The organism is Luteimonas sp. 100069 (assembly GCF_003813845.1).
GTDB classification, from domain to species: Bacteria; Pseudomonadota; Gammaproteobacteria; order Xanthomonadales; family Xanthomonadaceae; genus Luteimonas; species Luteimonas chenhongjianii.
In genome coordinates, this window is record NZ_RPFN01000001.1 from 783,486 (window position 1) to 809,877 (window position 26,392).

The 26,392-nt window shown below is 70.1% G+C and carries 23 protein-coding genes; 12 read left to right on the top strand and 11 right to left on the bottom strand.

Annotation, left to right across the window (positions count from 1 at the left end; all coding sequences use genetic code 11):
- Positions 1-28: 28 nt before the first annotated feature.
- The 6 genes from EGK76_RS03440 (at position 29) to EGK76_RS03465 (ending at position 8,275) form a co-directional block, all read left to right on the top strand.
- Positions 29-1,030, top strand: a complete 1,002-nt coding sequence (locus EGK76_RS03440; protein WP_123831655.1) for a MoxR family ATPase — start codon at positions 29-31, stop codon at positions 1,028-1,030.
- 8 nt (positions 1,031-1,038) lie between these two features.
- Entirely contained in the window at positions 1,039-1,965 is a 927-nt protein-coding gene (locus EGK76_RS03445; RefSeq protein ID WP_123831656.1) for a DUF58 domain-containing protein, read from the top strand.
- Positions 1,962-3,113 (top strand): BatA domain-containing protein, encoded by a 1,152-nt coding sequence (locus EGK76_RS03450; protein ID WP_123831657.1) that lies wholly within the window; start codon positions 1,962-1,964, stop codon positions 3,111-3,113. The genes EGK76_RS03445 and EGK76_RS03450 overlap by 4 nt, the downstream gene beginning before the upstream one ends.
- Positions 3,110-5,380 carry a hypothetical protein gene (locus EGK76_RS03455; protein WP_123831658.1) on the top strand — a complete coding sequence of 757 codons (2,271 nt, stop codon included), beginning with the start codon at positions 3,110-3,112 and terminating at the stop codon, positions 5,378-5,380. Before EGK76_RS03450 ends, EGK76_RS03455 begins: the two co-directional genes overlap by 4 nt.
- A complete protein-coding gene (locus tag EGK76_RS03460; protein ID WP_123831659.1) occupies positions 5,377-7,167 on the top strand; it encodes a carboxypeptidase-like regulatory domain-containing protein in 1,791 nt (596 codons plus the stop codon). The genes EGK76_RS03455 and EGK76_RS03460 overlap by 4 nt, the downstream gene beginning before the upstream one ends.
- A 154-nt stretch (positions 7,168-7,321) precedes the next feature.
- The gene (locus EGK76_RS03465; protein ID WP_123831660.1) at positions 7,322-8,275 is read left to right on the top strand and encodes an aldo/keto reductase; all 954 of its coding nucleotides are present in this window, start codon (positions 7,322-7,324) and stop codon (positions 8,273-8,275) included.
- A 9-nt stretch (positions 8,276-8,284) separates the two neighbouring features.
- Here EGK76_RS03465 and EGK76_RS03470 read toward each other — a convergent pair whose 3' ends face one another.
- The 4 genes from EGK76_RS03470 to EGK76_RS03485 form a co-directional block, all read right to left on the bottom strand.
- Positions 8,285-9,172, bottom strand: a complete 888-nt coding sequence (locus tag EGK76_RS03470) for an MBL fold metallo-hydrolase (protein WP_096299136.1) — start codon at positions 9,170-9,172, stop codon at positions 8,285-8,287.
- A gap of 25 nt (positions 9,173-9,197) precedes the next feature.
- A complete protein-coding gene (locus EGK76_RS03475) occupies positions 9,198-9,494 on the bottom strand; it encodes a hypothetical protein (protein WP_096299134.1) in 297 nt (98 codons plus the stop codon).
- 668 nt (positions 9,495-10,162) lie between these two features.
- On the bottom strand, positions 10,163-10,681 hold the full coding sequence (locus EGK76_RS03480) for a GNAT family N-acetyltransferase (RefSeq protein ID WP_123831661.1): 519 nt from the start codon (positions 10,679-10,681) through the stop codon (positions 10,163-10,165).
- A gap of 5 nt (positions 10,682-10,686) precedes the next feature.
- Positions 10,687-11,625, bottom strand: a complete 939-nt coding sequence (locus EGK76_RS03485) for a peptidylprolyl isomerase (RefSeq protein ID WP_123831662.1) — start codon at positions 11,623-11,625, stop codon at positions 10,687-10,689.
- A gap of 121 nt (positions 11,626-11,746) precedes the next feature.
- On the opposite strand from EGK76_RS03485, the gene EGK76_RS03490 reads away from it, so the two are divergent.
- Both EGK76_RS03490 and EGK76_RS03495 read left to right on the top strand, forming a co-directional pair.
- Positions 11,747-12,121: a PadR family transcriptional regulator gene (locus EGK76_RS03490; protein ID WP_123831663.1), complete on the top strand. Its 375-nt coding sequence runs from the start codon at positions 11,747-11,749 to the stop codon at positions 12,119-12,121.
- Entirely contained in the window at positions 12,118-13,041 is a 924-nt protein-coding gene (locus EGK76_RS03495) for a sensor domain-containing protein (RefSeq protein WP_233580145.1), read from the top strand. The genes EGK76_RS03490 and EGK76_RS03495 overlap by 4 nt, the downstream gene beginning before the upstream one ends.
- Before the next feature lie 85 nt (positions 13,042-13,126).
- Here EGK76_RS03495 and phaZ read toward each other — a convergent pair whose 3' ends face one another.
- Positions 13,127-14,494 (bottom strand): polyhydroxyalkanoate depolymerase, encoded by a 1,368-nt coding sequence (gene phaZ / locus EGK76_RS03500; protein ID WP_199730846.1) that lies wholly within the window; start codon positions 14,492-14,494, stop codon positions 13,127-13,129.
- 63 nt (positions 14,495-14,557) lie between these two features.
- Positions 14,558-15,148, bottom strand: coding sequence for a class I SAM-dependent methyltransferase (locus tag EGK76_RS03505; protein ID WP_123832055.1), 591 nt, complete (start codon positions 15,146-15,148; stop codon positions 14,558-14,560).
- Between the two features lie 142 nt (positions 15,149-15,290).
- On the opposite strand from EGK76_RS03505, the gene EGK76_RS03510 reads away from it, so the two are divergent.
- Positions 15,291-15,749, top strand: a complete 459-nt coding sequence (locus EGK76_RS03510; protein ID WP_096299126.1) for a CopD family protein — start codon at positions 15,291-15,293, stop codon at positions 15,747-15,749.
- Positions 15,750-15,751: 2 nt separating this feature from the next.
- On the opposite strand, the gene EGK76_RS03515 is transcribed toward EGK76_RS03510, so the two are convergent.
- The 3 genes from EGK76_RS03515 to EGK76_RS03525 all read right to left on the bottom strand — a co-directional run bounded on the left by EGK76_RS03515 (position 15,752) and on the right by EGK76_RS03525 (position 20,294).
- Positions 15,752-17,413, bottom strand: coding sequence for a diguanylate cyclase (locus tag EGK76_RS03515; protein WP_123831665.1), 1,662 nt, complete (start codon positions 17,411-17,413; stop codon positions 15,752-15,754).
- Between the two features lie 238 nt (positions 17,414-17,651).
- A complete protein-coding gene (locus EGK76_RS03520; RefSeq protein WP_123831666.1) occupies positions 17,652-18,437 on the bottom strand; it encodes a 3-hydroxybutyrate dehydrogenase in 786 nt (261 codons plus the stop codon).
- Between the two features lie 162 nt (positions 18,438-18,599).
- Positions 18,600-20,294 carry an alkaline phosphatase gene (locus EGK76_RS03525; RefSeq protein WP_123831667.1) on the bottom strand — a complete coding sequence of 565 codons (1,695 nt, stop codon included), beginning with the start codon at positions 20,292-20,294 and terminating at the stop codon, positions 18,600-18,602.
- 217 nt (positions 20,295-20,511) lie between these two features.
- Between EGK76_RS03525 and EGK76_RS03530 the strand changes: the two genes are divergently transcribed.
- From EGK76_RS03530 to EGK76_RS03540, 3 genes are all read left to right on the top strand, one after another.
- Complete coding sequence (locus tag EGK76_RS03530) at positions 20,512-21,801, top strand: dicarboxylate/amino acid:cation symporter (protein WP_123831668.1); 1,290 nt, start codon at positions 20,512-20,514, stop codon at positions 21,799-21,801.
- 172 nt (positions 21,802-21,973) lie between these two features.
- The gene (locus EGK76_RS03535) at positions 21,974-23,395 is read left to right on the top strand and encodes a pitrilysin family protein (protein WP_233580146.1); all 1,422 of its coding nucleotides are present in this window, start codon (positions 21,974-21,976) and stop codon (positions 23,393-23,395) included.
- 10 nt (positions 23,396-23,405) lie between these two features.
- Positions 23,406-24,860, top strand: coding sequence for a pitrilysin family protein (locus tag EGK76_RS03540; protein WP_158613438.1), 1,455 nt, complete (start codon positions 23,406-23,408; stop codon positions 24,858-24,860).
- 203 nt (positions 24,861-25,063) lie between these two features.
- Here the strand turns inward: EGK76_RS03540 and EGK76_RS03545 are convergent, their stop codons facing one another.
- Together EGK76_RS03545 and EGK76_RS03550 are read right to left on the bottom strand one after the other, a co-directional pair.
- Complete coding sequence (locus EGK76_RS03545; RefSeq protein WP_096299113.1) at positions 25,064-25,942, bottom strand: bile acid:sodium symporter family protein; 879 nt, start codon at positions 25,940-25,942, stop codon at positions 25,064-25,066.
- A 32-nt stretch (positions 25,943-25,974) separates the two neighbouring features.
- On the bottom strand, positions 25,975-26,385 hold the full coding sequence (locus EGK76_RS03550; RefSeq protein ID WP_123831670.1) for a hypothetical protein: 411 nt from the start codon (positions 26,383-26,385) through the stop codon (positions 25,975-25,977).
- Positions 26,386-26,392: the final 7 nt, after the last annotated feature.

The following is a 26,392-nucleotide window of genomic DNA, read 5'->3' on the forward strand; positions in this document are numbered from 1 at the left end:
CGCCCCCAGATGACTCCATGAGGCACGCATGACCGACACCGCTCCCACCGAAGCCGATCTGCGGGCACGTCTCGCGCAGCTTGGCGCCCTGCGCAGTGCGATCGGCCAGGCCGTCGTCGGCCAGGCCGACGTCGTGGAACAACTGCTCGTGGCGCTGCTCGCCGGCGGCCATGTGCTGCTCGAGGGCGTGCCCGGGCTCGGCAAGACCCTGCTGGTACGCACGCTGGGCGAGGCGCTGGAGCTGGGCTTCCGCCGGGTGCAGTTCACCCCCGACCTGATGCCCAGCGACCTGCTGGGCACCGAGTTGCTGGAGGAAGACCACGGCACCGGAAAGCGCCATTTCCGCTTCCAGGAAGGCCCGGTGTTCACCCAGTTGCTGCTGGCCGACGAGCTCAACCGCACGCCGCCCAAGACCCAGGCCGCGCTGCTCGAGGCGATGGCCGAGCGCACGGTCAGCCATGCAGGCGTCACCCGTGCGCTGCCGCGGCCGTTCTTCGTGCTGGCCACGCAGAACCCGATCGAACAGGCCGGCACCTATCCGCTGCCCGAGGCGCAGCTGGACCGCTTCCTGCTGCATGTCGCGCTCGGCTATCCCGATGCCGACGAGGAGCAGGCGATCCTCGCGCGCACCACCGGCACGATCGATGCCACGGTGCCGAAGGTGATGCACGCGGACGACGTGCTCGCGCTGCAGGCGCTGGTACGCCAGGTGCATGTCGGCGAGTCCCTGCTGGCCTGGATCACCGCGCTGGTGCGGGCGACGCGCCCGGGCGAGGGGGCGCCGGAGATCGTGCGCGAATACGTGCGCTGGGGCGCGGGTCCGCGCGCCGGTCAGTCGCTGGTGCTTGCGGCGAAGGCGCGTGCGCTGCTGCAGGGCCGGCTTGCGGCAACCCGCGAGGACGTCGCCGCACTGCTCGCGCCGGTGTTGCGCCATCGCCTGGTGCTGTCGTTTGCCGCCGAAGCGGCGCAGACCGACGCCGACGCGGTGATCGCCGGTCTGCTGCGCGCCCTGCCTGCGCCGGAGCGCTGAGCAGCTACATGATCGGCGACAGCTCCGCTGCGGTGACGGCGCCAGGCGACGCGTCCACGGACGCGTTGACGCCTGCGCTGCGTGCGTTGATCGCGACCCTGCGGCTGCGGCCGCGGCACGCGCTCGGACGCCAGGGGCTGGGGCATCACCCGAGCCGCAACCGCGGCAGCGGCCAGGAGTTCGCCCAGTACCGGGCCTACGAGTCCGGCGACGAGCCGCGACAGATCGACTGGAAGCTCTATGCACGCAGCGACCGGTTCTTCGTCCGCGAAGCCGAGCGCGAAAGTCCCGTTCGCGCCTGGCTGCTGCTCGATACCACCGCCTCGATGGCGCAGGCCGACGAGGCCACGCCGGGGTTTTCCCGTTTCGATGCGGCGCGGCTGCTCGCGCGCTGCGTGTTCGAGATCGCACAGCGCCAGGGCGATGCCTGCGGGCTCGTGCTCTGCGGTGGCGCCGGCCTGTCGCTGGTGACGCCCGGCAGTGGGCCGCGCCAGCGCGATCGCCTGCGCCACGCGCTGGTCAGTGCCGCGCCGCGCGGGCAATGGCCCGAGCCTGAAGTGCTCGCGCCGGCCTGGGGACGGATCGTGCGCGGCGATCTGGTGATCGCACTCGGCGACTTCTTCGACGAGGCCGCGGTCGCGCAACTCGAGCGCCTCGCGCATGCCGGTCGCGAGGTCATCACGATCCAGCTGCTCACCGCCGACGAGCGCGATTTCCCGTTCGCCGACGGCCGCCGCTTCGTGGAGCCAGAAGCGGGCGAGTCCCTGCTCGGGGACGGGCCTGCGCTGCGCGCCGGTTACCTCGCGCGCTTCGCCGAGGCGCAGCGCCTGCTGGCCGCGCGGTTGGCCGCGGCCGGCATCCGCCATGCGACCCATGTGATCGACCGCTCGCCGTCGCAGGTGCTGCAGGTCCTGTTCGGCGATCGCGCGCGATGAGCGTCGGCCTGCTTGCACCCGTCGCTCTCGCGGCACTGGCCGCCTGGCTGCTGCCGCTGCTGCTGCATCTGGCGCGACGCGACGCGACCCGGCCGACGCCATTCTCGGCGCTGCGCTGGCTCCGCGAGAAGCCCAGGCCGCGCCGGCGCCTGCGCTTCGACGACTGGCCACTGCTGCTGATGCGCCTGCTGCTGCTGGCGTTGCTGGCGGTGTGGCTGGCCTGGCCGGTGCTGCACGGGGCGCGCCCACCGGCGCACTGGACCGTGGTCGTGCCGGGCGTCGTCGAAGATGCGATTCCGGTTGTTGCCGACGGCGATGCGCCGCCGCGCTGGCTTGCGCCGGGGTTTCCGCCCATCGAAGGGCCCAATGCACCGGAGCCGGCTCCCGCAAGCGTCTCCAGCTTGCTGCGCGAACTGGACATGACCCTGCCGGCCGGGACCACGTTGACCGTCGTCGCGCCCGAGGTGATCGACCGCGCCGACGGCGGCACGGTCGCGCTGTCGCGTGTGGTCGACTGGCGAACGGTTCCGTCGCACGCGGACGCCGCGGAGCCACAGGCGTCCGAGGCGCCGCCGCTCGACGTGCTGGCCATCGCCGGCGACGATCCGTCGCTGCGCGTACTGCGGGCCGTGGCACGCGCGTGGCGACCCGATGATGCGGATGCCTTGGCGACGCCGGCCACCGGGGCGGCGTTGCGCACCGATGCCCTGGCGGCATGGTGGGGGGAGGGCACACCTGCCTCCGGCGTGCTGGCGCACGCAGCCGGTGGCGTGTTGCTGCTCGGGCCTGCCACGCCGCGCGATCCCGGGGCCGACTGGCAGCCTGCCTGGCGCGATGCCGATGGCGGGATACTGGCCGAGCGCGCGCCCTGCGCCGCGGCGACCTGCATCCGCTTCACGCGGGCGCTCGATCCGGCGCATCTGCCTGCCGTGCTCGATCCCGCATTTCCGGCGCGCCTGCGCGCGCTGGCACGGCCGCCGCCGGCGCCTGCGCGCATCACCGCGGACGAGTTCGCGCCGACGACCGGCCTTGCCGCGTATCCGCCCACGCCGCGTGACCTGCGGCCGTGGTTGGCATTGCTGATCGCGCTGGCGTTCGCGCTGGAACGCTGGATGGCGGCGTCTCCGCGACGGAACCGCACGGCATGAACGTCGCGACCCGCCTGCAGCGCAACCTGGCCTCGATCCGCCGCCGTGCGCTCGCGATCGTGCTGTTGCTCGCCTTGCCGCTTGCGCTCGGCCTCGCGGCGCTCGCATGGCGGGTGGCGGGCGTGGCCCCGGCGATCGCCGTCGCTGCGGTCGCCTGCGTGGTCGCGGCCGTGCTCGCCCTGCGCCGCGTGCGTGGCTTCGATCGCGACTGGCAGGCGCGTGCGCTGGACGCCGCTCGCACGGACATGGACGACAGCGCCGCGCTGTTGTTCGCAGCGCCCGCGACGCTCGCGCCGCTGCAGCAGTTGCAGCGGGCGCGCCTGCAGGCCCGCATCGAGGCCGACCCCTCGATGCCTGCGCCAACGCCGTGGCCGGCGCGGGCGCTCGCAGCCGCATGGTTCGGTGGCGCACTGCTCGTCGCGGCCGCGCAGTGGTGGCCGCCATCGGCGCCGCGCGAGACGATGACTGCATCGACAAACGCCGCGACCGGAAACGCCGCGGCGCTGCCGGTGCTGCAGTCGCAGGCACTTGAGATCACGGCGCCTGCCTACACCGGACAGGCGCCGCGCACGCAGACCGAACTCGATGCGCAGGCGCCGGCCGGTGCCACCTTGCGCTGGACGCTGCATTTCGCGCCGCAGCCGCGCCAGGTCGCCCTGCAGCTGCATGACGGCAGCGAGATCGCGTTCGTGCGCGAGGACGAGGCCTGGGTCGCCACGCTGCGCCTTGAGCAGTCCTGGCTGTACCGCGTCGCCGTCGATGGCGACATCGACGGCGCACTCACGCGCGCGCAGCCGTGGCGGCTCGATGCGGTGGCCGATCGTCCGCCGGAGATCCGCGTCCGCACGCCGGAGGCGACCCTGTCGACCTACGCGCCTGGCCAGCGCAGCTGGCCGCTGACGTTCGAGGCCAGCGACGACCATGGCGTCGCTGTGGATGCGCGGCTGCGGATCAGCGTCACCCGCGGCAGCGGCGAGGGCATCACGTTCGAAGACCGCACCCTGAGCCTGCGCGGGCGCGGCGAAGCGGGGCTGAAGACCTTCTCGACGACGCTCGACCCGGCCGCGCTCGGCATCGAGCAAGGCGGCGATCTCGTGGCGCAACTGGAGGTGCGTGACAACCGCGTGCCCGCGCCGCAGACCGCGCGCAGTCCGAGCCTGATCCTGCGCTGGCCGCCACCTGCGCCCATCGATGCCGATGGCCTGGAAGGGCTTGCCCGCGACGTGTTGCCGACGTACTTCCGCAGCCAGCGGCAGATCATCATCGACGCCGAAAAGCTGCTGGCCGAGCGCCCGCGCATCGAGCCGGCGGCGTTCGAAGCGCGTTCGGACGCGCTCGGGGTCGACCAGCGCATCCTGCGCCTGCGCTATGGCCAGTTCCTCGGCGAGGAATCGGAAGGCGGCGCGCAACCCCCGCCGACCGCGGGCGCCGCGCCGCCCCCGCCGCCACGCAAGCCCTTGCCGATCGACGATTTCGGCCAGGCCGACGCGCCGGCCGCGCCAGTGGAGGCCGCTCACGCGGAAGGCGACGGCCACGATCACGATCACGACGATCACGACGATGACGGTCCTGCGGGCGCGGCCTCGGGCAACGCGCCGGGTGCGCACGCGGATCACGATCACGGTCCGCAGGACGCCACCACGTTCGGCCGCGCCGAGGACGTGATGGCCAGCTTCGGCCATACCCACGATCTGCCCGGCGCGGCGACGATGCTCGACCCGGCCACGCGCGAAGTCCTGCGCGCTGCACTGGGGGAGATGTGGCAGTCCGAACTGCAGCTGCGCCAGTACGCGCCACGCGCGGCGCTGCCGTATGCGAACCGTGCGCTGGAGCTGATCAAGCAGGTCCAGCAGGCCGACCGCATCTATCTGGCCCGCGTCGGTGCCACGCTGCCGCCGGTGGATTTGAGCCGGCGCCTGGGCGGCGAGCGAGATGGGATCACACCGCGCCCGGTCCCCGCGCCGGCGACGACCGATGCCGACGTGCCCGCACTCGCGTGGACCGCGCTGGCCTGGAACGGGGAGGCCGACCTCGCCGGGCTGGTCGCCTGGACGCAGGCGCATCCGCGCCAGGTCGACGATCCGCTGGCACTGCTGGCCACGGTCGACGCCCTGCAGCGCGACCCGGCCTGCGATGACTGCCGCCAGGCGCTGCGCGGCCAGCTGTGGCGCGTGCTGCAACGGCCGCTTGCCGCGCCGGTCCTGCGACCGGCGATCGATGCGCTGGGCGCGCGCTACCTCGACGCCCTGCAGGAGGACGCGCCATGAGGCCCGAACATTGGCTCGGCGCGGTGCTGCTCGCCGCGGCGCTGCTGTCGATCGCGCGGTTGGCTTTCGCCCACCTGCGCGCGCCGGGCGGACGCCGCCCCGCGGCATGGCGCAGCCTCGCCCTGGCGGTGTTGACCGCCGCCTCGGCGCTGCTGCTCTATCGCATGCTGCTGCCGTCGGCGCCGGCCGGTCCCGACCGTCTGGTCGTGCTGACCGCCGATGCGGACGGCCTGCCGGTGCCGGCGGCTGCGCAGGTGATTGCATTGCCCGAGGCCGGCGAGGTTCCGCCCGGCGCGTCGCGGATGCCGGACCTGGCGACGGCACTGCGCCTGCATCCGCAGGTGCGCGAACTGGTCGTGGTCGGCGCAGGCCTGCATCCGCGCGACCGCGACGCGGTCGATGGACGCGCACTCGCATACCTGCCTGCGCCGGTAGCGCCCGGCCTCGCGGAACTGGATGCTCCGGGCGATGTCGCACCCGGCGCACGCTTCGCGGTGCGCGGACGCGTGACGGGCATCGAAGGTGCCCGGGTGTCGCTGTTCGATCCCGCCGGGCGCGTGGTCGACACCGCTGCCACCGACGAGGCCGGCAGCTTCCGGCTGAGCGGTACCGCGCGCGGCGCCGGCGCCACGCTGTTCGAAGTCGCGATCCGGGGCGTGGAAGACAGCGCCTGGGCTCGCGCGCACGTGCCTGTGGTGGTCGCCGGATCCGCGCCCATGCGCCTGCTGCTGCTCGCGGGCGCGCCCAACCCGGATACGCGCGCGCTGCGCCGCTGGGCCGAGGACGCCGGCACCTCGCTGCGCTGGCGCATCGCCTTCGGTGGTGGTGCGGTCACCGGGGACGCGCCGACGCTCGATGCCGCCAGCCTGGGCAAACAGGATCTCGTGCTGCTCGAAGCGCGCGCCTGGGATGGACTCGGCCCCGCCGCGCGTGCCGCGCTGCTGGCTGCGGTACGCGAGGGACTGGGACTGCTGGTGCATGCGCCGCAGCCGCCGTCGAACGCGCTGCGCAGCTGGCTGCGCACGGGCGGACTCGCGATCGAAACCGGCCGCCTGCGCGAATGGCGCGTCGACGCCGGCCCCGACGATCTCGCCCGGCTGCGCGCGTGGTCGGGCCCGGGCAGCGAAGATGCGCCCTTCGATCCGCAGCTTGCCGGCGAGGCGCCGCCCGCATTGGGCTATCTGCCGCTGACCGGTGGCCTGCCCTCGGCCGGGGTCGGCGCGGACGACATGATGCGCTGGCAGGCGCTCGGGAAGGGCCGCATCGGCCTCGTCACCCTGGCCGACAGCTGGCAGTTGCCGCTGGCGGGTCGCGCAGACCTGCATGGCGAGCTGTGGAGCGCCTGGGCCGGCACCCTGGCGCGTCCAGGCGATGCGGCCGTGACCGGATTCAGTGGCGAGGCCCGGGTCGGCGAGCGCGTTGCCCTGTGCGCGCTGGAGGCGGATGCGCAGGTGTTGGCGCCCGACGGAAGGGCCACCCCGCTGGTGCCTGATCCTGCGGCAGGCGGCTGCGCCGGCCTGTGGCCACGCGTCCCCGGCTGGCACCGTATCGAAGGCGGCGGCGTGCTGTGGGTACGCGGCGCCGACGATGCGCCGGGTCTGCAGGCGGCCTCGATGCAGGCAGCGACCCGGGAACTCGCCGGCGCCGGTGCCGATCCGGGCATGCAGGCGGTGCCATCCCCGGCGGTGCGTCCGCTCGTCTGGTTCCTCGCCTGGCTGCTGGTCACCGCGCTGCTGTGGGCGCTGCACCGCAGCCGCCGCGGCCGGGCAGGTGCGCCCGCCGACTGAGGCGCGCACCGCGCCGGGCGGCGCTTGCCGCGCCAGCAAGGCTGCTGCAGACTCGAACGACCCGCGCCGACATCGATCGCCGCAGCGTTCCGGACCCCCCTCCGGGCGAGCGCCTGCAGCGTTGCACGGTCTGCACGCCATCCAGGAGGACACCATGGTCACACGTCGCGATGCCCTGAAACTTTCCCTCGGCGCCGGACTCTCGCTGGCGATGCCCGGCGCGCTGCTGGCCCAGGCCGCGCAGTCGCCAATGCTCACGCGCGCGATTCCGTCGAGTGGCCAGCGAATTCCGGTCGTCGGCCTGGGCAGCTCGGCGACGTTCTCCAAGGCTGCGGGCGAAAACGCCTCGGCGCTGCACGAGGTGCTGCGTACGCTGGTCGAGCAGGGCGGCGCGGTGTTCGATACCGCGCCGAGCTACGGCGCCTCGGAGGAAGTCGCCGGCAGGGCGGTGCAGGATCTCGGCATTGCGGACCGCGTGTTCTGGGCGACCAAGGTCAACGTCGCCGGGCGGGGCGCCGATGCCAAGGCCGATCCCGCGCAGGCGCGCGCGCAGATCGAGACCTCCTTCTCGCGGCTCGGACGCGACACCATCGATCTGATCCAGGTCCACAACCTCGGCGACGTGCCGACCCAGCTCGGCATCCTCAAGGAACTCAAGGCCGACAAGCGCGTGCGCTACACCGGTGTCACCTCGACCAGCAAGCCGGCGTATCCGCAGCTCATCGAGATCATGCGCAACGAGCCGCTGGATTTCATCGGTGTCGATTACGCGATCGACAACCGTGATGTCGAGGAGACCATCCTGCCGCTCGCCGCCGAGCGCGGCATCGGCGTGCTGGTCTACGCACCGTTCGGACGCACGCGGCTGTGGGAGCGCGTCGGTGACCGCAAGGTGCCGGACTGGGCGTCGGAATTCGACGCGGCCACCTGGGGCCAGTTCTTCCTGAAGTTCGTGCTCTCGCACCCCGCGGTGACCAGCGTGACGCCGGCGACCAGTCGCGCTTCCAACCTGGTCGACAACCTCACTGCGGGGCGCGGGCGCCTGCCCGATGCCGAGCAGCGTCGCCGCATGATCGCGTTTATCGAAGAGCTGCCTGCGGCGACCTGATCGGGCTCGCTACGTAGCCGGGGGTATGAACCGGTCGAGCGGGATACGCAGGTAACGCCGGCCGGCTGCGTCGGGATCGGGCAGGCGGCCGCCGCGGATATTGACCTGCATCGCATGCAGCATCAGTGCGGGCAATGGGAGGGTCGCATCCCGCTGCCGACGCATCGTCACGAATGCGGCCTCGTCGACCGCGCCGCGAAGGTGCACGTTGTGCGAGCGCTGCTCGGCGACAGTGCTCATGCACGCAGGTGGGCGGCCGGGGGCGTAATCGTGACCCACGAAGAGCGTGGTCTCGCCCGGCAGCGCGAGGATGCGCTGCAGCGTTGCGTAGAGCCGGTGCGGATCCGCCCCTGGAAAATCGGCGCGGGCCGTTCCGCTGTCGGGCATCATCAGGGTGTCGTGCACGAAGGCAGACCGGCCGACGAGATAGCTGACCGAGGCCGCCGTGTGGCCAGGGGAAAACAGCACGCGCACCTGCAACGCCCCCAGATCGAAGGTGTCGCCGTCCTCGAAGAGCCGATCCCACTGGCGACCATCGCATTCGAAATCGTCGAGGCCGTACAGCGCCTTCCAGATCGACTGCACCTCGGTGACGCGGGCGCCGATGCCGGTCGGCGCGCCGAGCCGGTCCTTCAGGTAGGCCGCGGCCGACAGATGGTCCGCGTGCGGATGCGTGTCGAGAATCCAGGCGACCTCGAGCCGCTCGCGTTCGATGTGTGCGAGCAGTGTGTCGGCATTGCGCGTGGAAATCCGGCCTGAGGGCGCGTCGAAATCCAGTACCGGGTCGATGACGGCTGCGTGCCGCGTCGCCGGGTCGGCGACGACGTACTGGAAACTGCCGGTGGCCTCGTCGTACAGCGAATGCACGTGCAAGCCGTCATCGGGATGGAGTTGCATGGTCGCGCCGCCGGGACGTTGCGGCTCAGCCTTCCTCTTCGGTCTCGAACTCGACGACCGCGTCGAGATCGAAAGCCAGCGCCTCGACGGCTTCGCGCAGCTTGCGTTCGGTCGAGGCATTGCCCACCTCGATCTCGATCGCATGCATCTTCGGGCCGCTGACATCGTGCAGCCCGGCGGAACTGGAGTCGGCGTCGTCCATGTGCGGCATCAGGTCAGCGACCTCTTCGACGTGTTCGATCCCGTCCACGCTCTGCAGGAGATTCATCACAGCGCGTGCGGTGTCGTCGCTGCCGGTGAGGCGGATGCGGAGCATGGGCATGTGGTGGTCTCGTTGGTTGGGATGGACGCAGGCTAGGCAGCGCCCCGGAAAGCCGACGTGACGAGACAGGCGAAGACATGGCTGCAGTCGCACGCGACGGACGCGGGGTCGCGCCCGGGAACGCGAAAGATGGGGGCCGGAGATCGATGCATGCTGCCGCCCGCGCAAACGCGTCCCGCTCGACGTGGTGTCTGCACTTCCTGCACGAGTTCGACAGCAGCGCATCGAGGGGCTTGCGGGTGGCTTCGAGATGCCGGCGAATCCTTTTGCCGACTTCGAGGCGCAGCGCGCAGGCATCACCATCAGCGGCGCGGGCAGGGCCCGATCTGGACGCGGCGATGAGGCGCGACGGAACGCTCGAACCGGTCGGCGCGCACATCCGTGCGGCGGCCGGACTCACGATCTCGCGGACCGTCAGACGCATGCCGGCGCCCGGCGCGCTCGCTGGTGAGCAGCCATGTCCCGCGTGCCGGATCAACACCCGGTCAGGCTGCTGGTCGACGTGGCATTGCCGCGATGATCGGCGGTACGGATGGCCGGGTTCCAGTGCGGGGACTCCCTGATCGCCGGTGTCGCATGCGATGGCCGACTCGCAGCGAAACCGCGCTGGCTGTCGCACCGTCACGCCGGGTAGCGACGACAGCCGCCGTGACGCCAGGCACCGCGCGTCAGACCGGACGCAGGCGCTCGAAGGTCAGCGTGGTCTCGCCGTGGTACTGCGTCGGACCGGTTTCGACGTAGCCGAGCTTGCCGGCCAACTTGCGCGACGGCGCGTTGTCCGGATTGATGATGCAGACGCTGCGCCCGCCGAAGGGCTGTGCGTCGAACCAGGCATGCATCGCCTGCGTGGCCTCCAACGCGATACCGCGGCCATGCGCCTCTTTTGCGAACACCCACGCGGCTTCCGGCGAGGCGGAGAACGCATCGCCGAGGCCACGACGGAAATCCGCGAAGCCGACGCCGCCGATGTTGCGGCCGGTCTTGCGCTCGATCACCGCGAAGATGCCGAAGCCCAGCGCGGTCCAGTGGCCGATGTAGCGCAGCAGCCGGTTCCAGATGTCCTCGTCGCTCGGCACGACCCGGGTGATGTGCCACATCACCTCGGGGTCGCGCATCAGCGCACGCAGCGCGTCGAAATCCTCGATCGCATGCGGACGCAGCAACAGGCGGTCGGTTTCGATCCGCATTGCACTCAGGACGAGGGCGGCGTGCGTACCGGCACGCTGATGTTGCACAGGTCGATGTGTCCGGCCGGCTGCACGTACCAGTCGTCGCGGCGGTTGCGGCGCGACTCCACGAGCGCGTCGAACAGCGGCGTGTCGGTGCGCAGGACCTGCAGCGGCGTGCGCTCGCCCGCGGGCACTTCCGATGCGAGACGGATCCAGCGGATCGGTGTGCGCAGCGATGGATCCTCGTAGAAGCCAAGCGGACCGGTGCCGCGCGGCAGCACGCTCAACAGTTCCATGCCCTGCAGTACGCGACCGACCGTGGTGATGTTGCGGTCGAGCTGGCGCGGCGACTGGCCGATGACGACATAGAGTTCGGTGCCGTTGCTCGAGTCGGGCGCCATGTCCCGGCCCGCCCCAAGCGTGCCGTAGCAGTGCGCAAGCCACGCGCGTCCATTGCCGCGGCGGTCGTCGCGCGCGGCCGGGAAGCCCTCGACGAAACCGACCTGCGCCGCCCAGCCATCGGCATCGGGCAATGCGTGGAACGCGAGGTCGGCAGCGGCGCGGTCGAATTCCGCCGGCAGGCTGGCCCGCGCGCTGCCGATCGGCCGGCCTGGGACGCCTTCTTCGGTGATGTCGCCGAACTGCACGACGAAGTTGTCCTGCGAGCGGTACAGGCTGAGCCCGTCCCAGAAACCGCCGCGGGCGAGGGTGCGGATGTTGGCGACATGCTCGGGCGCGAAGGCCGGGGCCAGCTCGATCACCACGCGGCCGCCGTCGAGGTCCATGTACAGCAGGTTGGCCGGATCGGGCGTGCGCCAGTCGGCGTCGGTCGATGCCTCGAGCAGTTGCTGCGTGGACCGGGTTTCGAGCGCAACGGGCGCGCCCGGCGTGGCGCAGCCGGCCAGCGCGAGCATGCAGGCGGCGAGGGTGGCGGACAGGATATGGCGCGACGGCTGGCGCATGGATGGGTTCCCCTGAAAGACAGATCCGATTGTGGCCGAGTCGATGGTCAGCGTGACTACCAGCACATCCGCTATAGCGAAGTCCGCAATAGCATCTGGATCAACCTGGCGGAGATCGCGAATGGCCGAGACCCCGGATGACAGTGATCTGCAGCTGCGCAAGTTCCAGAAGGAACTGAGTGCGGGCACGGTGTCGCTGGCGTTGCTGGCGGTGCTGGGCAGCACGGACGAGCCGATGTACGGCTACCAGATCGCCAAGCGCCTCGAATTGCTCGACGGGGTGCTCAGTGGCAAGCAGAGCGCGCTGTATCCGGTGCTGCGCAACCTCAGTGCCGCCGGCCTGCTCGACAGTCATGTCGAGCCGTCGGTCGCAGGGCCGCCGCGCCGTTACTACCGCATCACCGAGGCAGGGCGGACCACCCTGCAGCAGTGGACCGCCGCCTGGCGGGCCACACGGGATTCCGTCGACGCCGTCCTGGAGGGGCTGTGCCAATGAACAGCATGCGAATGAACGACAACCGCCCGCCGCAGAGCATTCCCGAATACCTCGAACAGCTGAGCCAGTCGCTCGCCGGCGCGGATCCCGCACTGGTGCAGGACGCGCTCTACGACGCCGAGGAATATCTGCGCTCGGAGCTCGCCGAACAGCCGGGCCGTTCGGAAGCCGAGGTCATCGCTTCGGTCGCATCGAGCTACGGTGCCCCGGAGGAGGTGGCCGACATCTATCGCGACACGGAGGTCAAGGTCCAGACCGCGCTGCGGCCACCGGCGCCGAAGCCGCGCACGTCGCTGCTCGGGCGCTTCTTCGGTGTCGCCGCCGATCCGCGCACCTACGCCTCGATGTTCTATATGGTGCTGTCGCTGGCGACGGGCATCTTCTACTTCACCTGGGTGGTGACCGGCCTGTCGGTGTCGCTGAGCCTGGTGGTCGTGCTGATCGGCATTCCGCTGCTGATCCTGTTCTTCGGATCGATACGGCTGCTGTCGCTGGTCGAGGGCCGGCTGGTCGAAGTGATGCTCGGCGAGCGCATGCCGCGCCGGCCGCTGTACTCGGCGCGCGGACGCAACTGGCTGCAACGCATCGGCGACATGTTCACCGACGTGCGTACCTGGAGCACGCTGTTGTACATGCTGGTGATGCTGCCGCTGGGCGTCGTCTACTTCACGATCACCGTGACCCTGCTGTCGCTGTCGCTGAGTATGGTCGCAGCGCCGCTGGCATTGCTTCCGGGGTTGCATCTCAACGTCTGGGAATTCGGTATCGATATCCCGCAACAGGCCCCATATCTGCTGCCTCTGGTCTCGGTGGCCGGCGTAGTGCTGCTCTTCGCCAGCCTGCATCTGTTCCGCGGCATCGGCCGCATGCACGGCAACATCGCCAAGCACCTGCTGGTGAAGACGGCGCAGTACAGCTGAGGTCGTTGTTCGATCCAGAAGAAAGGCGCGCCGGTCTCACCGGCGCGCCTTTTTTTCTGCATGGTCCATGCCAGCGCGGCGCGGATCAGAGATGCGTCTTCGCAGCCCGCTTCGCCGCACGCTTGCGCGCGGTCTTCGCGGCCGGCGTCGGCTTCGCCGGGCTTGCGCCCTGCACGTGCGACGCGATGAAGTCGCGGACCTGCGGATACACCTGGTTGCGCCAGCGGCGGCCACTGAAGATGCCGTAATGTCCTGCGCCTTCGACAGTCAGGTGGGCGCGGTCGGCTTCGGCGACGCCGGTGCACAGGGTGTGCGCGGCGCGGGTCTGGCCTTCGCCGGAGATGTCGTCGAGCTGGCCCTCGACGGTCAGCAGCGCGGTGCCGGTGATGCGGGAGGGGTCGACGCGTTCGCCGGCCACGATCCACTCGCCGCGCGGCAGCAGATGCTGCTGGAACACCACGCGGATGGTGTCGAGGTAGTACTCGGCCGGCATGTCGAGCACGGCGTTGTATTCGTCGTAGAAGCGGCGGTGCGCCTGCGCGTCGTCGTCGTCACCCTTGAGCAGGTTCTGGTAGAAATCCCAGTGCGATTCCAGATGGCGCTCGGGATTCATCGCCATGAAGCCCATGTGCTGCAGGAAGCCCGGATACACCAGGCGGCCGTGGCCGGGATAGTTCGCCGGCACCGGGTGGATGACATTCTGCTCGAACCACTCGTGCGGCTTCTCGGTCGCCAGATTGTTGACCGCGGTCGGCGACTGCCGGGTATCGATCGGCCCGCCCATCATCACCAGCGAGCGTGGCGTCGTCTCGCCGCGCGCGGCCATCAGCGACACTGCCGCGAGCACCGGCACCGTCGGCTGGCAGACGCTGATCACATGCAGTCTGGCGGCGCCGATGTGGCGGATGAATTCCTCGATGTAGGCGACGTAGTCGTCCAGCGAGAACGCGCCGGCCTCGGCCGGCACCATGCGCGCATCGATCCAGTCGGTGACATACACCTTGTGGTCGCGCAGCAGGGTGCGCACCGTGTCACGCAGCAGGGTGGCGTGATGGCCCGACAGCGGCGCGACGACAAGCACGGTCGGCTGGGCCTTGATCTCCTCGAGATGCGCCGGGTCGTCGGTGTAGCGCTTGAAGCGCAGCAGCCGGCAGAACGGCTTGACCAGCGCATCGAGCTGGACGACGGGATAGGTGCGACCGTTGCCGGGGTTCTCGACCTCGTGGATCGCGAACGGCGGCTTCTCGTAGTCCTTGCCGACCCGGTACAGCAGCTCGTTGGCGGCCGACAGCTGTTCCGAGCCGGGCAGGGCCGACAGCCAGGTGCTGTTGGACGCGAAGGCGCGCGCATTGGCGTCGGCCAGCAACGTCCAGGGTTTCATCCAGGCGCGGCCCATCTCGTGCAGTTGGTAGAACATCGACCTTCCGTCAGTGGTGTTGCTGCGACGCAGCATATCGTATCGGCCGTGAAAGCCAGGGTCGCCGCAGCGCGCAAGGCGGCGGCATGACGGCCGGCGTCAGCAGGTTTCCAGCGCGGTCGCGGCATCCGCCAGTGCCGGCGACAGCCAGCAGTGCGAGCCCAGCGCGCGGAAGCCGGCGCCGGCAAAGCGATCGCGGTAGAAGCGCGCCGGCCGCTGCTTGAAGCCGTCGTCATCGCCCTCGGCGCCGTCCTCGCGGGTGAAGCATTCCAGGAAGGCCACGCCGCCGGTGAGTTCGGCAAGGCCCGGCAGCCCGCGATCGAGTTCGCGCGTGTCCAGGTAATGCAGGACGTCGCTGCAGACCAGCAGGTCGACCGGGCCGCAGGGACGCAGCATCGCGAAATCGCCGAACCTGGCGCGGTGCAGGTTGCGCGTGCGGCCGAAGCGGGCGACCGCGTACTCGCTGGCATCGAAGCCGAGGTACTCGAGCTTGGGGCGAAGCTTCAGCAGCGGTGCGCGCCATGCGCCTTCGCCGCAGCCGATGTCGAGCACCGTGCGCACCGGCCGCTCGAGATGGTATTCCGCGGTCGCCACGGCCAGGGCGACCTTGCGCGCCAGTCGCGCGGGGCCGCCGATGTCGCCGGCGCGATACCAGCGGTCGAAATAGGCGCGGTCGTACTGCTTGGTCATCATCGGGCCGGGCGTAAGGGGATGCGCATTCTAGGCGCTGTGGCCGAGCAGCCGTGGCTGCGAGGCGAGGGCGCGCCGCTCGTGGTGTCGGCGATCGGGCGCCGGCATGCGATCCTGTGCGCCAGCCGAGGGAGCCAGCGCGATGCAGTCATATCTTTGGGTCAAGACGTTCCATCTCGTCTTCGTGATGGCCTGGATCGCCGCGGCGTTCTATCTGCCGCGCATCCTCATCAACCTTGTCGAGGCCGGCGCGGCGGGCGACGTGCGTGCGCGCCTGGTGCTGATGGGCAGGCGGCTCTACCGCTTCGGCCACGTGATGCTGGGCCTGGCCCTGCTGATGGGCCTCGTGTTGTGGATGGGCTACCTCGTGATTCCGGATTTCCCGACCATGGCGCCGATCGGCAGCGGGGCAGGCTGGCTGCACGCCAAGCTGGCGCTGGTGGTCCTGCTGATCGTGCATTTCGTCGTGGGCGGCAGCTGGCTCAAGGGCGCCCAGGCGGGCCGGGCGCTGCCCTCGACCAAAGCGCTGCGCTGGTTCAACGAGATTCCGGTGCTGCTGCTGGTCGGTGTGGTCTGGCTGGTGCTCGCCAAGCCGTTCTGAGTTCAGCCCGAGGACGCCGCAGGCCAGGAGCCGTCGCCGACCACCTGGTCGCGCCCCGCATGCTTGGCCCGGTACATGGCGTCGTCGGCACGTCGCAGCAGCGCTGCGGGGCTCTCGTCGGCCGCCGTCAGTGACGCCAGTCCGATGCTTGCGGTGAAGTGCAGCCCCGGCACGTCGAGCATGGGCGCCAGCTCGCCGATGCGCCGGCGAATGGTCTCGAGGCGGGCATGGGCGGCTGCCCCGGCCAGGCCCGGCAGCAGCACCAGGAATTCCTCGCCGCCCATCCGCATCACCTCGTCGGCGTTTCGGGTCACCGCGACCAGCGCATCCGCCACGGTGATCAGCACACGGTCGCCGACATCGTGGCCGTGGACATCGTTGATCCGCTTGAACAGATCGACGTCGACGAAACCCACTGACAACGGCATGCCATGGCGGCGTGCCACGGCGAAGGCTTCGTCGAGACGAACGAGGCCTGCGCGCCGGTTGGGCAGCCCGGTCAGCGGATCGGTATCGGCGAGCTGACGCATCGCATCGCGCTGCGCGCGCAGCTGTCCGTATCGGGTGGTGAGCGTGTAGGCCATGACCACCAGGAACCAGGTCAGCAGCAGCTGGACGATCTCGATGCGATACGCCGCCACCATCGGGCTGCTGTTGATGATCGGCACGGCGAGCAGCAGGAAGGGCAGCGAGGCCGCCAGTGCGGCGACCGCGCGCCTGTCGCTGCGGCGGATCGACAGGCAGGCCAGGAGGCTCAGCCCGATCACGGTCAGCAGGAAGATGCGGTCGGCGATCCACCACAGTGCAGTCAGCGCCGAAACCGGGACTAGGGGTGCAAGCAGGCCGAGTGCGATCAAGACCCTGATTGCCCAGCGCGTGGCCCGCCGAAGCCGCGGGCGCTGCCCGGCGATACCGGTCTGGGCCGAGATGCCGTACGCGATCGCCGCGAAGCTGAGCGCCGCAAGCGCGACCTGCCAATGGGATTCCTGCTCGCCGATCGGCAACCAGGGTTGGGGAAATCCGCTCAGCCCGCCCAGGGTGGCCTGCCACAGCAGCAGCGTGACGCACATGCCGACGTGGCCGAGGAACGTCCTGTCGCGGGCGCCGACAAAGCCCATCAGTGCCGAGAACGCCAGCGCGAGCGCAATGGCCAGGCATGACGTCCGGACGACCAGGCGCAGGGTGTCTTCCTGCTGGATCGCGCTGGGTGCACCGATCCGGATGCCGGGGATCCAGTGGGCCTTGAGCGGCGTGCGCCAGCCGACGCGGACAGGCTCCCGGCTCCCCGCTTCCGGTACGACGACCAGGCCGACGCTTGCGCGGAAACGCGGGTCGCGCGTCCGCGCATCGTGCATGCGGCCGCAGACGACCCGCTCGCCCAAGGCGATCATCACCTCGCCCGCGAACACGTTGAAGACGCTGACTGCCTGCGCGGTCCCCGACCAGCCATCGGCGGGCGCCGGAATCTCGATCTGTTCGAGCGTCGCCAGCACGGCCGGATCGCAGCTGCGCATCGGGGTGGTCTCGTCGGTGGGCGTGCCGCCGAGCACGTAGGCCGGACCGCCGGCAGGGCCGTCGGCGGAGACCGCGCACGCGGCCAGCGCCAGCACGAGCAGAAGCACGAGCAGGCAACGCCGGATCAGGATTTGCGTCGGTCTCGCCATCGGAATGCCCGGCTGTATGCAGGCGTCCTCACGCCGTCCTGAGTGCATGCAAGTCCCATGCCGGGGCGGGCCGCGATGACGGCGTGGCCCGGCAATGGCATGCCGGCGTGCCTGGGGCGCCACGGCCGGGGGGCATCCGTCGCTGGGCGGGCGCCGCGCCGGCCTGCAGCACCCGGGTCCCGATGGAATCGCGCGGCCGCGTCTCCGAAATGCGGCCTTGGCGCGCGGCGGCGCAGCTTTACTGCATGAACCAGCCGTGGCTGACCATCACACTCTGCCCGGTGAGCGCATTGGTCTCGAACGCCGCCAGCATCAGGGCGACATTGGCTACGTCGTCGACGGTGGTGAACTCGCCGTCGACCGTGTCCTTGAGCATGACGTCGCGGACCACCTCGTCCTCGCTGATGCCCAGTTCCTTGGCCTGTTCCGGAATCTGCCTGTCGACCAGCGGCGTGCGGACGAAGCCGGGGCAGATCACGTTCGCGCGCACGCCATAGCCTGCGGCCTCCTTGGCCACCGTGCGGGCAAGTCCCAGCAGGCCGTGCTTGGCGGTGACATAGGGCGCCTTGAGCTTGGACGCGGTGTGCGAATGTGCCGAGCCCATGTAGATGATGGCGCCGCCGTTCCTGCGCTTCTCCATGTCGCGCAGGCATTCGCGCGTGGTCAGGAATGCACCGTCGAGATGGACGGCGAGCATCTTCTTCCAGTCGGCGTAGCTGAAATCGGTCAGCTTGTTGACGATCTGGATGCCGGCGTTCGAGACCAGCACATCGACCTGTCCGTAGTGGGCGACCGCCTTCGCGATGCCCTCGACGACCTGCGCCTCGTCGGTGACATCCATCGCAACCGCCAGCGCATCGCCGCCGGCGGCGCGGATTCCGGCTGCCGTGGCTTCGGCCGCATCCAACTCCAGGTCGGTGACGACCACGCGGCCACCGGCCCGGGCATAGACCTCGGCGATGCGCTGGCCGATCCCGCTGGCCGCGCCGGTGACCACGCAGACCTTGCGGTCGAGTCGATTCATGGAGGGCGCTCCGCGCTGTGGGGAACGGCCAGCTTAGCGATGTTGCCGGGCGCTCCGTAGCGGTGGTGACCGAGCCCGGTGCCGCGAGGGCGCGCGCTCCGGCGCGGAGAGGCTCTGAAAACCTTTCGCGTGCGGGCGCGCACCCCAGGGAGGCGCGAGGCCTCAGTCGGCGGACGGCACCGGCGCGCCGACCGGGGCCATCCTCGGCAGCTCGACCGGCACGCCGTCGGCATTGCAATGGCCTGTCGCGCACAGCTGCGCGCGCAACGCCGGCGTGGCCTGGACGATCAGGTGATAGATCACGTTCTGCTCGACCGTGCCGCGGACCGCGCCACTGCCCGGGCCGCGCGCCCAGATCCCGACGTCGTCGCCGCCATGGGATTCACTGCGCATCGGCACCAGCGCTTCCTGCATGAAGTCGGGATGCTCGGTGTCGACCGCACTCAGGTCCGGCCGCCCGACGGCGGGCTCGAAGCTGCGCGGCTTGTGGAAATGGGTCTTCGGCCCGGCAGGCTGCTGGTCGCTGGCACCGGTGTAACCGGGGCCGTTCGCATACACCAGGGTCGTGTAGGGCAGGCCGGTTCCGTCGAGGGCGTAGGCGTCCGGATCGTCGTCCTCGCTGACGCGGCCGCGCACCTTGCCCAGGATCGGATTGCCGCGGGTTGGATAGCCGACGAAGTTCAGCGTGTGCGAATGGTCGGCGGTGACCAGGATCAGGGTGTCGTCCTCGGACGTCAGCTCCGCAGCCGCGCGCACTGCCCGCGACATCGACACCGTCTCGTCGAGCGCGCGGAATGCGTTGCCCTCGTGGTTCGCGTGATCGATGCGGCCGCCCTCGACGAGCAGCACGAAACCCTTGTCCTCCCGTGACAGATGCTCGATCGCGAAGCGGGTCATTGTTTCCAGATCGGGCTCACCGTCGGGCCCGCGATCACGGTCGTGCTCGTATTGCATATGGCTTAGTTCGAACAGGCCGAGGACGGACGGTGCACCGCGCGCGGCCTCGAACTGGGCCGTATTCCAGACGAACGCGCCATCCGGGCGGGCTGCCTGCCATTCCTCGATCAGGTTGCGACCATCCTGGCGACGGCCGCGGACGCCGGGCATCACCTCGTCGCCCGGCAGGAAATGCTCGGCGCCGCCTCCGAGGGCGATGCTGGGTCCATGGCCCGAACGCACGGCATCGATGAACTGGCTGGCGATGTCGGCGCAGCCGGCCGCGCGGGCAGCCGCCGGCATCGGGCCGTCACTTTCCCATTCGCGGTCGGGCACGTGGGCGTAGGTGGCGGCCGGCGTCGCGTGGGTGAGGCGCGCGGTCGTCACGATGCCGGTCGCCAGCCCGGCTTCGCTGGCCAGGCGCAGCCACGACTGCACATGACGCTGCTGGCTGTCGGCGCAGTCGGAGCGTTTGCCGGCCGAAACACCGATCGCACCCATATGGGATTTCACCCCGGTCGCGACCGCGGTCATCGTGCCGGCCGAATCGGGCGTTTGCGAATCGGTGTTGTAGGTCTTGGAGAAGCCGGTGGCCGGGAAGTGTTCCCAGCTCAGAGCGTGCTCCTCGCCGTTGCCGCCGAGGCGCTGGCCTTCGAGGATGCGCGCGGCGGCCACGGTGGTCAGGCTCATGCCGTCGCCGAGGAACACGATGACGTTCTTCGCCCGGCCCTCCATCGCGCCGTTGGCGGCGGCGCGCGCTGCGCCGCTGCGGTACCACCACTGCGCGGTCTCGTCGCTGCGGGAGGCGGCCGGCTCCACGTCGATCGGGCGGATATGGCCGGTGCCGGAAGGGCCGGGCGACGCGCACGCGGCGCAGAGCAGGGTCAGCGAGCAGGCGAGGCCTGCGGAGATGAAGCGCATGCGGGAGAGGGACCGTGATAGGAAAGCGCGCAATTATGCCCGCCAGGCCGCGCCGGCTTCACATTCAGGGAGCGGCGGAGCTGTTGTATTGGCAGCGGATGGGGACGCAAAAAGTCCGGATTGGTCGCATGGGCAGGACGCTGGCGTCCCAGTGCCGGCATCGCGATCACCGGTGCGCTCACGTATCGTCGCAGGTTGCATTCGGGAAGGCCGTTTTATGAGCGCTCTGGCGTGGTGGTTCAGGATTCCGTTCTGGCAACGGGTCCTCGGCGGGTTCGTGCTCGGCGCTCTGGCGGGCTGGTTGATGGGGCCCGCGGCCGGCACCTGGCTGCAGCCGCTCGGCACGCTGTACGTCAACCTGATCCGCATGATCGCGGTGCCACTAGTCTTCTTCGCGGTGATCAATGCGGTTGCCGCGCTGCACGGTCAGCAGTCCATCGCCGCGCTGGGCGGCCGGACCTTCGGCTGGTTCGCCGCCACTGCAGTGCTTGCGGTGGGCGTCGGGTTCGCCGTCGCCTACACCTTCAATCCGGGCCTGAGCATCGAGGCCGGCTCGCTGAGCCCGGCCGCCGACTACACGCCGCGCGAAGTGCCGTCGGCGATCGAGGTGCTGTTGAACGTGGTGCCGACGAACCCGTTCGCGGCGCTGTCGAACGGCAACATCCTGCAGGTGATCTTCTTTGCTGGCCTGCTGGGCTTCGCGCTGGTGAAGCTGGGCGAGCGCGTGGCGGCTCTGCGCGCGCTGGTCGGGCAGGCATCCGATGCGATGATCCAGGTCACGCGCTTCGTGCTGGAACTCACGCCGATCGGGACCTTCGGGCTGATCGGCGCGCTGGTGGGCACCTACGGGTTCGAACGACTGCTGCCGCTGGGCAGCTTCGTCATCGCGCTCTATGCCGCCTGCGCGGTGCACATCGTGTTCGTCTACGGCGGCCTGCTGCTCGCGCATGGCCTCAACCCGCTGAAGTTCTTCCGCGGCGCCGCGCCCGGCATGCAGGTGGCGTTCGTGAGCTCCTCGAGCCTGGCGTCGATGCCGGTGGCCCTGCGCGCCGTCACCCACAACCTCGGCGTCAATCGCGACTACGCAGCGTTCGCCGTACCGCTGGGCGCGACGATCAAGATGGATGGCTGCGGGGCGATCTATCCGACGCTGGCCTCGGTGTTCATCGCACAGTACTTCGGCATCGAGCTGAGCTTCGCCCAGTACGCCGCGATCCTGCTGGCCTCGGTGCTCGGCAGCTTCGGCACCGCCGGCGTACCCGGCACCGCGGTGGTGATGGCGACGGTGGTGCTGTCGGCGGCGGGCCTTCCGCTCGAGGGCCTGGGGCTGCTGCTGGCGATCGACCGCATCCTCGACATGATGCGCACGATGACCAACGTCACCGGGCAGATGCTGGTGCCGGTGCTGGTGGCGCGCGAAACCGGGCTGCTCGATCGCGCGGTCTACGAGGCCGCGCACAGCAACGTGGGCATCGACGACGTGGAAGACAGCAGCGCGACCAGATAGCGGCGACGCCGCGGCCGGCGCGCGGGGCCTTGTCCGCCGGGTGTCGACGGCGTCCCGGATCGCATAGGCCCATGTGCCGGCCTGCGGTCCGCAGCGCAGCATGCGCGGTCACCGCGGCGCAGCTTATAGTCGGCCTTCGTGCCCCGGGGAGCGGGGCGGACAGGGAACGACCATGAAACGATTTGCCCGGATGGGCAGCGCCTGCGTGCTGCTCGCAATTTTTGCCGCGCCCGTGGCGGCACAGCCCGCCGCCTGGCGCATGCCGATCGAAACCAGGACGCTCGACAACGGCTTGACCGTGGTGGTGTCGGAGGACCGCAGTTCGCCGACCGTCGGCGTGAGCGTGGTCTATCGCGTCGGCATGCGCCTGGAGCCAGAGAACCGCACCGGCTTTGCCCACCTGTTCGAGCACCTGATGTTCCAGGGCACGCCGGTCGCGCCCAAGGGCACCTTCGATCGCGTGATCCAGGGGGGCGGTGGCCGGCTCAACGGCTCCACGCGTCCCGACTACACCAACTACATCGAGACCGCGCCGGTCTCCGCGCTGCGGCCGATCCTGTGGCTGGAAGCGGACCGGATGAAGACCCTGGACTTCTCCCCGGAGAACCTCAAGAACCAGCAGGACGTGGTCAAGGAAGAGATCCGCGTCAACGTGCAGAACCAGCCCTACGGCCTGTTCTTCGTCTTCGACATCAACCGCCTCGCGTTCTCGAAGTGGGCCAACGCGCACGACGGCTACGGCAGCTTCAAGGATCTCGAAGGCGCGACGCTCGCCGATGTCGAATCCTTCCACCGCGACTACTACGGTCCGAACAACGCGGTCATCGGCATCGCCGGCGACATCTCGCCCGAGGAAGCCTTCGCGATGGTCGAGGAATACTTCGGCGACATTCCGGCGCGTGCGACGCCTGCACGGCCTGACGTGTCCGAACCGCTGAACACCGAAGGCAGGCGCGAAGCGCAGGCCGACGCGCTGGCGCAGGTGCCGGCACTCGCAGTGGGCTGGAAGATGCCCGCGCGCGGCCATGCCGATCACGCGCCGATGGCGGTGCTGTCGCAGCTGCTGGCGGGCGGCGACGCGTCGCGTCTGTATCAGGGACTGGTCAAGGGCCGCGAGCAGTTGCTCAACATCGATGGCGGCCTGGGCTGGCCACTGGGCCACGCCTGGGACTACGACGGCCCGACCCTGCTGACGCTGTTCGCGCTGTACAAGCCCAATGTCGAGCCGGACGCGGTGCTGGGCGCGGTCAACGAGGAAGTCGCGCGCATCGCCGCCGAGGGCGTGCCTGCCGAGACGCTGGCCGCCGCCAAGACCAAGTTGCTGGCCGATTACGTCAACGGTCTCGAGCCCTTCATCTCGCGCGCCGACGAACTCGCCAAGGCGCAGCTGCTGTGGGGCAACGCCGAGGCGCTCAACCAGGTGCCCGGCCGGGTGCAGGCGGTGACCGTCGCCGACGTGCAGCGCGTGGCGAAGACCTATCTCACCGATGCCAACCGCACCGTCATCGACCGCGTGCCCGCCGCGATGGCGTCTGCGCGTGGCATCGCCCCGCCGGCCGCGCCGGCGCCCGCTGCAGCACCGGCGCAGGACTGAGGAGATCGACATGGACAAGCACCACATTCCGACCCGCGGCCTGCGCCCGCTCGCACTGGCGCTCGGCGCCTGCCTGTTTGCCAGCGCGGCCCATGCGCAGCAGCCGTCCGCAGCCACCGCGCCGCCGACCGAACTGCCTGCGGGCCTGCCCGATTACGGCGCCGACCGGCCGTTGCCCGAGCTGGGACTGATCGAACGTCGCCTCGACAACGGCCTGACCGTCTGGGTGCTGCCGCGCCAGGACGGCCTGCCGAAGGTGGACTACGTGCTCGCCGTCCGCGGTGGGCTGGCCAGTGATCCCGCGACGCTGCCGGGCATGTCGAACCTGCTGGCCGGTTTGCTGCAGGAAGGGACCGCCACGCGCAGCTCGGTGCAGATCGCAGAGGAACTGCAGCGTCTGGGCGCGTCGATCGGCGCGAGTGCCAGCAGCGACGGCGTGTTCGTCACCGCGTCCGGCCTGTCGTCGTCGGCGCAGCCACTGGCCGCGGTTTTCGCGGACGTCGTGCGCAATCCGGCGTTTCCGGCCAACGAGGTCCAGCTGGCCAAGACCAATGCACTGCAGGGCCTCAAGGCGATGCAGGCGCAGCCGGCCTATCAGGCGAACCGGGCGATGGGACGCGTGCTCTTCGGCGCGCATCCCTACGGCAACATGTTGCCGACCGAAGCCGGGATCGAAGGCACCGACGCCGCCGGGCTCGCAGCCGCCCACGCAGCGCGGTTCCATCCCGAGCGCGCGCTGCTGGTGATTGCCGGTCCGGTGACGGAGCGCGAGGCAATGGCGCTGGCGCAATCGGCGTTCGGCGACTGGCGCGGCGAGGACACGACGGTGACGGACGTGGCTGCCCCGGACTATCCGGCCGGGCCCCGATTCGTACTGGTGCCGCGCGCGGGCAGCGTGCAGTCGGCGGTGCGCATCGGCCGGCCTGCATTCGATGCCGACGACGAGCGCGCGATTCCGGCAGCGCTGGCCAATACCATCCTCGGCGGCGGTTTCGACAGCCGCCTGATGCGCAACCTGCGCGAGGACAAGGGCTACACCTATGGCGCGGGCAGCAGCTTCGGCCTGCGCGCGCAGGGCGGCGCATTCCAGGCCCAGGCCGACGTGCGCAACGAGGTGACCGGCGCGGCAATCGGCGAGTTCTTCAAGGAGTTCGAGCAGATGCGCAACGTCGTCGTCGATTCCGACGAGCTGCTGCGCGCCAAGCGCTTCACCGCCGGTACCTACCTGTTCCAGAACCAGCTGCAGGGCGCGGTGGCGGCGGCGCTGGCCTCGAACTGGGTGCTTGGCCGCCCGGCCGACTACCTCAGCAGCTACGTCGACAAGGCCAACGCGGTGACAGCTGCCCAGGTGCAGTCGGTCGCGCGCGAGTTCTTCGATCCGAAGCAGCAGAGCATCGTCGTGGTCGGCGACGCGGCAGTCGCGGATCAGCTGAAGGGCTACGGGACGTTCGGCAGCGCGGAGTGAGTGCGCGGCATCCGTGATGCGAAGAGGCCCCGCCTGCCCGGCGGGGCCTTTTTCTTGCCTGTTCCGGTCGCGTGACCGGCTGCCGGGAGCTGCGATGGCATGCAGGTGCCTGAGCGTCTCGACGCCGGGCGCAGGCCATTCGCATCTCATGCGACCGGCGGATCATCGACGTGGGACGCGAGGTGTCGTCCGTGGTGACGGCCTCAGGCGACGGCGTCGGCCGTCCGTGCACCGGAACGGTTGAGCCAGGCCGCGAACGCGGCTGCGGTCAGAAACATCAGCAGGCTGTAGACCGCTGCCGGCGCCGACATGGTCGCGTTGCCGAGCACGCTGAGCGCGATGAAGATCGCCAGCGTGCCGTTGTGGATCCCGATCTCCATCGCGATCGCGATGGCCTGCCGGCGCGGCAGCTTCAGCGCTCGCGGCGCGGCGTAGCCCATGCCCATGCTGACGAGATTGAACAGCAGACAGGCGATGCCGACGGCGGCGAAGTAGGCCAGCAGTGTGTCCCAGGTGCTGGCGACGGCCGCGACGATCAGCAGCGCGAGCACGACCACCGACAGCAGCCGGATCGGCTTTTCCATGCGCGCCGCGAAGCCGGTGGCAAACGCCCGGACCAGCATGCCGATGCTGACCGGCAGCAGGATGATCAGCGCGACCTCGACGATCTTGCGCGTCGGCGGCGGCACGTACTGGCCGGCGCCGAGGAAGAATTCCAGCGACAGGTCGAGGATGACCGGCAGCGTGACCAGGCACAGCACGCTGTTGACTGCGGTCAGGGTGATGTTGAGTGCGACGTCGCCGCGCGCGATGTGGCTGTAGATGTTCGCGGTCGCGCCGCCCGGCGAAGCGGCGAGCAACATCAGGCCGACCGCGAGCTCAGGCGGCAGGCGGAACAGCAGTGCCAGCGCCAGTGCCGCCCACGGCAGCACGCCGATCTGCAGGACGAGTCCGGTCAGCACCGCGCGTGGATAACGTGCGACCCGGCGGAAATCATCGAGGCCCAGACCGAGGCCCAGGCCGAACATGATCACGCCGAGTGCGAGCGGCAGCAGCAATGTGGTCAGCAACGATGCCTGCATGGACTTCCCCGGACGTGGCTAGAGCGAAAGCGTCAGTTGGCGAGGTGGGTACGCCCGAGAGCGAGCCTGCCGCCACACCAGGCCAGCGGGACCGGGCCGATCAGCCCCGGCAGCGTCATCCAGAGCGGATGCGGCAGCATCCACGCATTGAGCAGCACGCCGAGTACCAGCAGCAGGCCGACGGCGATCGCCGCCGCCATCCGGCGTGCGCGTGCGAAACGCGCGGCGACCCAGCCGCCGCAGACGGCGGCGATCAGCCAGCCGAGCAGGACCCAGACCAGTTTTCCGGTCGGTGCATTGGCGACGATCGTGGCGAGATCGGCGTCTTCGGCGAGCTGGCCGGCCGGCATCGGGAACATCCGGGTGCCGACGAATTCGAGCCCCAGCATCACCATCATGGCGACCAGCATGCCGAGCATCACCGAGAACATCGTACGGATCATGGCGCCT

What these genes read in the sequence shown, in the direction of transcription:
- EGK76_RS03440 (WP_123831655.1), top strand. Translation starts at nt 29, where the DNA reads ATGACCGACACCGCTCCCACCGAAGCCGATCTGCGGGCACGTCTCGCG.
- EGK76_RS03445 (WP_123831656.1), top strand. Translation starts at nt 1,039, where the DNA reads ATGATCGGCGACAGCTCCGCTGCGGTGACGGCGCCAGGCGACGCGTCC.
- EGK76_RS03450 (WP_123831657.1), top strand. Translation starts at nt 1,962, where the DNA reads ATGAGCGTCGGCCTGCTTGCACCCGTCGCTCTCGCGGCACTGGCCGCC.
- EGK76_RS03455 (WP_123831658.1), top strand. Translation starts at nt 3,110, where the DNA reads ATGAACGTCGCGACCCGCCTGCAGCGCAACCTGGCCTCGATCCGCCGC.
- EGK76_RS03460 (WP_123831659.1), top strand. Translation starts at nt 5,377, where the DNA reads ATGAGGCCCGAACATTGGCTCGGCGCGGTGCTGCTCGCCGCGGCGCTG.
- EGK76_RS03465 (WP_123831660.1), top strand. Translation starts at nt 7,322, where the DNA reads ATGGTCACACGTCGCGATGCCCTGAAACTTTCCCTCGGCGCCGGACTC.
- EGK76_RS03470 (WP_096299136.1), bottom strand. Translation starts at nt 9,172, where the DNA reads ATGCAACTCCATCCCGATGACGGCTTGCACGTGCATTCGCTGTACGAC.
- EGK76_RS03475 (WP_096299134.1), bottom strand. Translation starts at nt 9,494, where the DNA reads ATGCCCATGCTCCGCATCCGCCTCACCGGCAGCGACGACACCGCACGC.
- EGK76_RS03480 (WP_123831661.1), bottom strand. Translation starts at nt 10,681, where the DNA reads ATGCGGATCGAAACCGACCGCCTGTTGCTGCGTCCGCATGCGATCGAG.
- EGK76_RS03485 (WP_123831662.1), bottom strand. Translation starts at nt 11,625, where the DNA reads ATGCGCCAGCCGTCGCGCCATATCCTGTCCGCCACCCTCGCCGCCTGC.
- EGK76_RS03490 (WP_123831663.1), top strand. Translation starts at nt 11,747, where the DNA reads ATGGCCGAGACCCCGGATGACAGTGATCTGCAGCTGCGCAAGTTCCAG.
- EGK76_RS03495 (WP_233580145.1), top strand. Translation starts at nt 12,118, where the DNA reads ATGAACAGCATGCGAATGAACGACAACCGCCCGCCGCAGAGCATTCCC.
- phaZ (WP_199730846.1), bottom strand. Translation starts at nt 14,494, where the DNA reads ATGCTGCGTCGCAGCAACACCACTGACGGAAGGTCGATGTTCTACCAA.
- EGK76_RS03505 (WP_123832055.1), bottom strand. Translation starts at nt 15,148, where the DNA reads ATGACCAAGCAGTACGACCGCGCCTATTTCGACCGCTGGTATCGCGCC.
- EGK76_RS03510 (WP_096299126.1), top strand. Translation starts at nt 15,291, where the DNA reads ATGCAGTCATATCTTTGGGTCAAGACGTTCCATCTCGTCTTCGTGATG.
- EGK76_RS03515 (WP_123831665.1), bottom strand. Translation starts at nt 17,413, where the DNA reads ATGGCGAGACCGACGCAAATCCTGATCCGGCGTTGCCTGCTCGTGCTT.
- EGK76_RS03520 (WP_123831666.1), bottom strand. Translation starts at nt 18,437, where the DNA reads ATGAATCGACTCGACCGCAAGGTCTGCGTGGTCACCGGCGCGGCCAGC.
- EGK76_RS03525 (WP_123831667.1), bottom strand. Translation starts at nt 20,294, where the DNA reads ATGCGCTTCATCTCCGCAGGCCTCGCCTGCTCGCTGACCCTGCTCTGC.
- EGK76_RS03530 (WP_123831668.1), top strand. Translation starts at nt 20,512, where the DNA reads ATGAGCGCTCTGGCGTGGTGGTTCAGGATTCCGTTCTGGCAACGGGTC.
- EGK76_RS03535 (WP_233580146.1), top strand. Translation starts at nt 21,974, where the DNA reads ATGAAACGATTTGCCCGGATGGGCAGCGCCTGCGTGCTGCTCGCAATT.
- EGK76_RS03540 (WP_158613438.1), top strand. Translation starts at nt 23,406, where the DNA reads ATGGACAAGCACCACATTCCGACCCGCGGCCTGCGCCCGCTCGCACTG.
- EGK76_RS03545 (WP_096299113.1), bottom strand. Translation starts at nt 25,942, where the DNA reads ATGCAGGCATCGTTGCTGACCACATTGCTGCTGCCGCTCGCACTCGGC.
- EGK76_RS03550 (WP_123831670.1), bottom strand. Translation starts at nt 26,385, where the DNA reads ATGATCCGTACGATGTTCTCGGTGATGCTCGGCATGCTGGTCGCCATG.